General features: G+C 40.2%; 2 protein-coding genes. Both read left to right on the top strand.

What is annotated here, in order from left to right; translation table 11 throughout:
- The first annotated feature begins 10 nt into the window (after window positions 1-10).
- Complete coding sequence (gene rpoB, locus M2419_RS19760) at window positions 11-3,820, top strand: DNA-directed RNA polymerase subunit beta (RefSeq protein WP_153847175.1); 3,810 nt, start codon at window positions 11-13, stop codon at window positions 3,818-3,820.
- 71 nt (window positions 3,821-3,891) lie between these two features.
- Window positions 3,892-8,169, top strand: a complete 4,278-nt coding sequence (rpoC, locus tag M2419_RS19765) for a DNA-directed RNA polymerase subunit beta' (protein ID WP_153847174.1) — start codon at window positions 3,892-3,894, stop codon at window positions 8,167-8,169.
- Window positions 8,170-8,620 lie beyond the last annotated feature (451 nt).

Below are 8,620 nucleotides of genomic sequence, written 5' to 3' on the forward strand. Positions count from 1 at the left end.
TTCATATCCCTTGGCAAACAATAATATTCAACAAGAAAGAATAAACTTTGCGACAAGTAAGAAAGTATTGGAATATCCAGATTTCTTAGATGTGCAATTGGAATCTTTCAAGGAGTTTTTTCAATTAGAAACTACTTCTGACAACCGCCATCAGGAAGGGCTGTTCAAGGTATTCTCGGAAAACTTCCCTATTTCTGATTCAAGAAACATTTTTGTGCTAGAGTTTTTGGATTATTTCATTGATCCACCACGTTATGATATCCAAGAGTGTATCGAGCGCGGCTTGACTTATAGCGTTCCTTTAAAGGCTAAGTTAAAGTTATCTTGTAATGATGAAGAACACGAAGATTTCGAAACCATTGTTCAGGATGTATATTTAGGGACTATCCCTTATATGACTCCTAAAGGTACTTTCGTGGTAAATGGTGCAGAGCGTGTCATCGTATCGCAATTACACCGTTCACCAGGCGTTTTCTTTGGTCAAAGTAGACACACAAATGGTACTAAACTTTATTCTGCAAGGGTAATTCCTTTCAAAGGATCTTGGATCGAATTTGCAACTGACGTAAACAACGTCATGTATGCTTATATCGACCGTAAAAAGAAATTTCCAGTTACGACCTTATTGCGTGCTATCGGTTACGATTCGGATAAAGATATCTTAGAATTGTTCGATTTAGCGGATGAAGTAAAAGTTAGTAAATCTGGTCTTAAAAAATATGTTGGTCGTCGTCTTGCGGCTAGGGTATTGAAAAAATGGGTAGAAGATTTCGTGGATGAAGATACAGGTGAAGTAGTATCTATCGACCGTAACGAAATTATCCTTGAGCGTGAAACTGTTCTAGAAGAAGATCACATTGATTTGATTATCGAAGCTGGCGTTAAGTCTATTATCTTAGCAAAAGATGATGAGTCAAACAATGCGGACTATTCTATTATATATAACACTTTACAAAAAGATACGTCCAACTCAGAAAAAGAAGCGGTGGAGCATATCTATCGTCAATTGCGTAACGCTGAACCACCAGATGAGGAAACTGCTCGTGGTATCATCGATCGTTTATTCTTCTCTGACAAACGTTACGATTTAGGTGATGTAGGTCGTTACCGTATCAATCGTAAGTTGAAGTTGGGAACTCCGGATGAGACGAAAGTATTAACCCGTGAGGATATCATTGCGATTGTGAAGTATTTGATCAATTTGATCAACTCTAAAGCTGAAGTAGATGATATTGACCACTTGTCAAACCGTCGTGTACGTACTGTAGGTGAACAATTATATGCTCAATTTGGTGTAGGTCTATCTCGTATGGCTCGTACAATCCGTGAGCGTATGAACATTCGTGATAATGAGGTGTTTACACCTACCGATTTGATTAACGCACGTACACTTTCGTCGGTAATCAATTCGTTCTTCGGTACAAACCAGTTGTCTCAGTTCATGGACCAGACTAACCCTCTTGCTGAAATTACGCACAAGCGTCGTTTGTCAGCTTTAGGTCCAGGTGGTCTTTCCCGTGAGCGTGCAGGTTTCGAGGTTCGTGACGTTCACTATACACACTACGGTCGTCTTTGTACAATTGAAACTCCTGAGGGTCCAAACATCGGTTTGATCTCCTCATTGGCTGTACATGCGAAAATTAACCACTTAGGATTTATCGAGACTCCTTACCGTAAGGTAAAAGATGGGATTGTTGTGGTTGACGAGCCAGTCGTATATTTATCTGCTGAGGATGAAGATGGTAAAACAATCGCACAAGCGAATGCTTTGTATGATGACAAAGGTAATTTCGAAGATGCGAAAGTGAAAGCCAGATATGAGGGTGACTTCCCAATTATCGAGCCTAATATGCTTGATTATATGGACGTTGCTCCAAACCAAATTACATCTATTGCGGCTTCATTAATTCCTTTCTTGGAACACGATGATGCCAACCGTGCATTGATGGGATCGAACATGCAACGTCAGGCCGTGCCTGTATTGCGTCCACAAGCTCCTATTGTAGGTACTGGTCTTGAAGGTCGTGTTGCGAAAGATTCACGCACATTGATCAATGCGGAAGGTCATGGTGTGGTAGAATATGTAGATGCTGATGAAATCAAGATCCGTTATGACAGAAACGACGATGATCGTCTTGTATCATTCGATGATGATGTCAAAACATATAAATTGATCAAATTCAAGAAAACCAACCAAAATACATGTATGAACTTGAAGCCTATCGTTAAGAAAGGTCAGCGAGTTGAACCAGGACAGGTATTATGTGAAGGTTATGCGACTGAAAATGGTGAATTGGCATTAGGTCGTAACTTGAAAGTAGCGTTCATGCCTTGGCAAGGATATAACTTTGAGGATGCGATCGTAATTTCCGAACGTGTAGCGAAAGAAGACTGGTTTACTTCTCTTCACATTGAAGAATTCGAACTTGAAGTTCGTGATACAAAACGTGGTGAAGAAGAGTTAACAGCTGATATTCCTAACGTATCTGAAGAAGCGACAAAAGACTTAGACGAAAACGGTATTATCCGTATCGGTGCTGAAGTTGGTGGTGGTGATATCTTAATTGGTAAAATCACACCTAAAGGTGAGTCTGATCCTTCTCCAGAAGAGAAATTGTTACGTGCAATCTTTGGTGACAAAGCTGGCGACGTGAAAGATGCTTCATTGAAAACTCCACCATCATTAAAAGGTGTTGTTATCGATACGAAGTTATTCTCGCGTGCGAAGAAAATGTCTAAAGAGGTTGAGCGTAAAACTTTAGAGAAACTAGAGGTTGCTCACGATAGAGCTGTTAAATCATTGAAAGATCGTTTGGTTGAAAAATTATTCACTGTAGTGAATGGTAAAACAAGCCAAGGTGTTTACAATGTATATAAAGAGTTGTTGGTTGCTAAGGGTGCTAAGTTTACACAAAAAATCTTAGCTGAATTGGATTACAACAACATCAACCCAATGGGATGGACAACTGACGAAGATAAAAACGAGTTGATCAAAATGGCCCTTCATAATTACAATATCAAAATTAATGAAGAGCTAGGTTCATTCAAACGTGATAAATTCGCAGTATCTGTCGGTGATGAACTTCCATCAGGAATTGTGCAGATGGCTAAAGTTTACGTTGCTAAAAAACGTAAGTTGAAAGTAGGGGATAAGATGGCCGGTCGTCACGGTAACAAAGGTATCGTTGCACGTATCGTACGTGACGAGGATATGCCATTCTTAGAAGATGGAACACCAGTTGATATCGTGTTGAACCCACTAGGGGTACCTTCACGGATGAACTTGGGACAGATCTACGAAACCGTATTGGGTTGGGCAGGTCAAAAATTGGGTGTGAAATTTGCTACACCTATCTTTGATGGTGCTGAAATGGACCAGGTACAAGATTGGGTTGCGAAAGCTGGCTTACCAAAATCTGGACGTACATATTTGTACAACGGATTGACAGGTGACCGTTTCGATCAACCGACGACAGTGGGTGTAATCTACATGTTGAAATTAGGTCACATGGTTGATGATAAAATGCACGCACGTTCAATCGGTCCGTACTCATTGATCACGCAACAACCTCTGGGTGGTAAAGCGCAATTCGGTGGTCAACGTTTCGGTGAGATGGAGGTTTGGGCATTGGAAGCATTTGGTGCGTCTAACATCCTTCAAGAAATCTTGACTGTGAAATCGGATGACGTGGTTGGTCGTGCCAAAACTTACGAGGCAATCGTAAAAGGTAACAACCTTCCGACACCATCGGTACCAGAATCGTTCAACGTATTGGTACACGAGTTACGTGGATTGGGTCTAGATATCACATTGGATTAATTAAGCAAATAGGGCTTTGAAGGGCTCAGTCCTTCAAAGCTTCTTTATAAAGCTTTAACTTTTGAATAAGTATGTCTTACAAAAAAGATAATAAAATTAAAAGCAACTTCACTTCGATTACGATCAGCTTGGCTTCTCCAGAAACTATTTTGGAACGCTCAAGTGGTGAAGTTACAAAACCGGAAACGATTAACTATCGTACCTACAAACCAGAACGTGACGGTTTATTCTGTGAGCGCATTTTTGGTCCTGTAAAGGATTACGAATGTCACTGTGGTAAATACAAACGTATCCGTTATAAAGGTATTGTATGTGACCGTTGTGGTGTTGAAGTAACAGAGAAAAAGGTACGTCGTGAGCGTATGGGACATATCAACTTGGTGGTTCCTGTTGCGCACATTTGGTACTTCCGTTCTCTTCCTAATAAAATTGGTTATTTATTGGGACTTCCTACCAAGAAATTGGATATGATCATTTACTACGAACGTTATGTGGTTATCCAAGCTGGTATTAAGGAAGAAGATGGTATCAACTTCATGGACTTCTTGACTGAAGAAGAATATTTAGATATTTTAGATACCTTACCAAAAGAAAATCAATATTTAGACGATAACGATCCTCAAAAATTCGTTGCTAAGATGGGTGCTGAGGCGTTAGAAGATTTGTTGAAACGTATTGATTTGGATCAATTGTCGTACGACTTACGTCACCAAGCTGCTAATGAGACTTCTCAACAACGTAAAAATGAAGCGTTAAAACGTCTTCATGTAGTTGAGGCTTTCCGTAGTTCACGTGAAAATATCGAGAATCGTCCAGAATGGATGATTGTGAAAATCGTTCCAATCATTCCACCTGAATTGCGTCCTTTAGTGCCTTTGGATGGTGGTCGTTTTGCGACTTCGGATTTGAATGACTTATACCGTCGTGTGATTATCCGTAACAACCGTCTAAAACGTTTGATCGAAATCAAGGCTCCTGAAGTAATCTTACGTAACGAAAAACGTATGCTTCAAGAAGCGGTAGACTCTTTGTTTGACAACTCACGTAAAGTGAACGCTGTTAAGACAGAAGGTAACCGTGCATTGAAGTCTTTATCTGATATTTTGAAAGGTAAACAAGGTCGTTTCCGTCAAAACTTGTTAGGTAAGCGTGTGGATTATTCAGCTCGTTCGGTAATTGTTGTAGGTCCTCACTTGAAATTACACGAGTGTGGTCTTCCTAAAGATATGGCTGCTGAACTTTACAAACCGTTTATCATCCGTAAGATGATCGAACGTGGTATTGTAAAAACAGTAAAATCAGCTAAGAAAATCGTTGATCGTAAAGATCCTGTGGTATGGGATATCCTTGAGAATGTATTGAAAGGTCACCCTGTATTGCTAAACCGTGCACCTACGCTTCACCGTTTGGGTATTCAGGCTTTCCAACCTACATTAGTAGAGGGTAAAGCTATTCAATTACACCCATTAGTGTGTACAGCGTTCAACGCCGATTTTGACGGTGACCAGATGGCAGTCCACTTACCTCTTGGTAATGCTGCAGTTTTGGAAGCCCAAATCTTAATGTTAGGTGCGCACAATATCTTAAACCCTGCGAATGGTTCTCCAATCACAGTACCATCTCAAGACATGGTATTGGGTCTTTACTATATTACTAAAGGCCGTAAAACTGCTGGTGATCAAATCGTAAGAGGTCAAGATATGATTTTCTATTCGGCTGAAGAGGTTATCATCGCTTTAAATGAGAAGCAAATTGATCTTCACGCTTGGATTAAAGTAAAAACAAAAGTTAGACAAAAAGATGGTAGCATTGTTGATACCTTGTTAGAAACAACTGTAGGTCGTGTGATCTTCAATCAAGTTGTTCCTGAGGAAATGGGTTTTGTCAATGAATTGCTTACGAAAAAATCTTTGCGTAATATCATCGGTGAAATTGTGAAGACTACGGGTATGGCTCGTGCAGCACAATTCTTGGATGATATGAAAGAATTGGGATATCAAACAGCCTTCAAAGGTGGTCTTTCGTTCAACTTGGAAGATTTGAACATTCCTGCTGCGAAAGCTGAATTGATTCAACAAGCAACTAACGAGGTTGAAGAAGTAATGAATAACTATAACATGGGTTTCATTACAAACAACGAACGTTATAACCAAATCATCGATATCTGGACGCGTATCAACAACAGATTGACTGCACACGTTATGGATATTCTTTCGAATGATAACCAAGGTTTCAACTCAGTTTACATGATGTTGGATTCTGGAGCGCGTGGTTCGAAAGAGCAGATTCGTCAGTTATGTGGTATGCGTGGTTTGATGGCGAAACCTCAAAAATCAGGTACTTCTGGTGGTGAGATTATCGAAAACCCGATCTTGTCAAACTTTAAAGAAGGTTTGTCCGTATTGGAGTACTTTATCTCTACCCACGGTGCGCGTAAAGGTCTTGCCGATACGGCATTGAAAACAGCGGATGCGGGTTACTTGACTCGTCGTTTACATGACGTAGCGCAAGATATGATCGTTGTGGAACAAGATTGTGGTGGTTTACGTGGTATTTATACAACAGCATTGAAAGATAATGATGATGTTGTTGAGCCATTGTTCGATCGTATTTTGGGTCGTACACCATTGCATGACGTTCTTCATCCGGATACTGACGAATTGATCGTTTCTGCAAATGAAGATATCACTGAGGAAATTGCTGAAACTATCGAAAAAGCAGGTATCGAAGGAATTGAGATTCGTACGGTGTTAACTTGTGAGTCTAAGCGTGGTGTTTGTGCTTGTTGTTACGGACGTAACTTGGCGTCAGGTAAGCGTGTTCAGTTAGGTGAAGCTGTGGGTGTTATTGCCGCTCAATCAATTGGTGAGCCAGGTACACAGTTGACACTTCGTACATTCCACGTGGGTGGTACGGCATCGAACATTGCTGCTGATTCAAGTATCATTTCTAAATACGATGGTAAAATCGAATTTGAAAACGTACGTACTGTTTCGCAAACAAACGATAATGGCACACATCAGGTAGTCTTAGGACGTTCTGGTGAGGTTAAGATCATTGATGCACATAATAAAATCGTATTCCAACAAAATATTCCTTATGGTTCACAGTTGTTCGTTGAGGATGGCGGTACAGTAGCTAAAGGTGATAAATTGGTCGAATGGGATCCATATAATGCAGTAATTATTTCGGAATTTGCCGGTAAAGTTGAATTTGATGCAATCATCGAAGGTGTTACCTTCCGTGAAGAGTCAGATGAGCAAACTGGTCACAAAGAGAAAGTAATTATTGAAACACGCGATAAAACGAAAAACCCATCCATCAAGATTCTTGATAAATCGGGAGAGGTTATTCGTACCTACAATATCCCAGTAGGCGCCCACGTTGCAGTTGCTAATGGTGTAACAGTGAAAGAAGGTGGTATCCTTGTTAAAATCCCTCGTTCTACAGGTAAAACGCGAGATATCACAGGTGGTCTACCACGTGTAACGGAGTTATTCGAAGCACGTAACCCTTCTAACCCTGCTGTTGTAACAGAAATCGACGGTGTGGTAACATTGGGTGGTGTGAAACGCGGTAACCGTGAGATGTCTATCGAATCTCGTGATGGTCAAATCAAGAAATACTTGGTACCTCTTTCTAAACATATCCTTGTTCAGGATAATGACTTCGTGAAAGCTGGTATGCCATTATCAGATGGTTCGATCTCTCCTGCGGATATCTTGTCGATCAAAGGTCCATCAGCGGTGCAACATTACATTGTGAATGGTATCCAAGAGGTATACCGTCTGCAAGGTGTAAAGATCAACGATAAACACTTCGAGACGATCGTTCACCAAATGATGCAAAAAGTTAACATCGAAGATCCAGGAGATACGCGTTTCTTAGAAAAAGAAGCAGTTAACAAATGGGATTTCATGGAAGAAAATGATTCCTTGTTTGACAAGAAAGTTGTTGTTGATGCGGGAGACTCCAATAATTTACGTCCGGGACAAATTGTTTCTTTACGTAAGTTGAGAGAAGAAAACTCTAGTCTGAAACGTCGTGACTTAAAACTTGTTGAAGTTCGTGAAGCAATTCCGGCGACTTCAAGTCCATTGTTGCAAGGTATTACCAGAGCTTCATTGGGTACGAAATCGTTCATCTCTGCAGCCTCTTTCCAAGAGACTACAAAAGTGTTGAACGAGGCTGCTATCGCAGGTAAACGTGATAACTTATTAGGTTTGAAAGAAAACGTAATCGTTGGTCACTTGATCCCTTCAGGTACAGGTATCCGTCAATACAGCAACTTAATTGTCGGTTCTCGCGAAGAGTACGATCAATTGTTGGCTTCGAAAGAAGAAGATTAATCTATCATAGATTATTTTATATAGAAAGGTCCAGACATTCGTCTGGACCTTTTTTGTTTCTATAGCGACCTTATATGATATAGAAGAACGTAGTAAAATGTATTTAAACTTGCCCTTTTAGTTGTGAAATTGCTTGTTAAGGGAGGGGGGCAAACTGAAATTTATAGCAAGCAGCTTGGCCGTTTAATTGGTTAATTTTACCTGATTGGACGGCTTAATGCATATCTATCTTAAATGAATCGTTCAATGTTACAGTTAGTTAACCTTAATGTTAAAAAATAATAAACAAAAGGCTTGGAAGTTTGTTAGTAAACTCCCTATCTTTGCACCACTCCGCAAGGGAGGAACGGTTACCCCGAAAGAGGGAATCATGAAAAAAGAAGGGTTTAAGAGAAGCCTGACAGGATTTAAAATCCCGCTCAGTTTATTTTAAACGCGGAAATCGAAAAAA

Source organism: Sphingobacterium sp. BIGb0116 (assembly GCF_024808035.1).
In the GTDB taxonomy this organism is placed as follows: Bacteria; Bacteroidota; Bacteroidia; order Sphingobacteriales; family Sphingobacteriaceae; genus Sphingobacterium; species Sphingobacterium paramultivorum.

Excerpts from the sequence above, each read along its gene's own strand:
- rpoC (WP_153847174.1), top strand. The coding sequence starts at position 3,892 with ATGTCTTACAAAAAAGATAATAAAATTAAAAGCAACTTCACTTCGATT.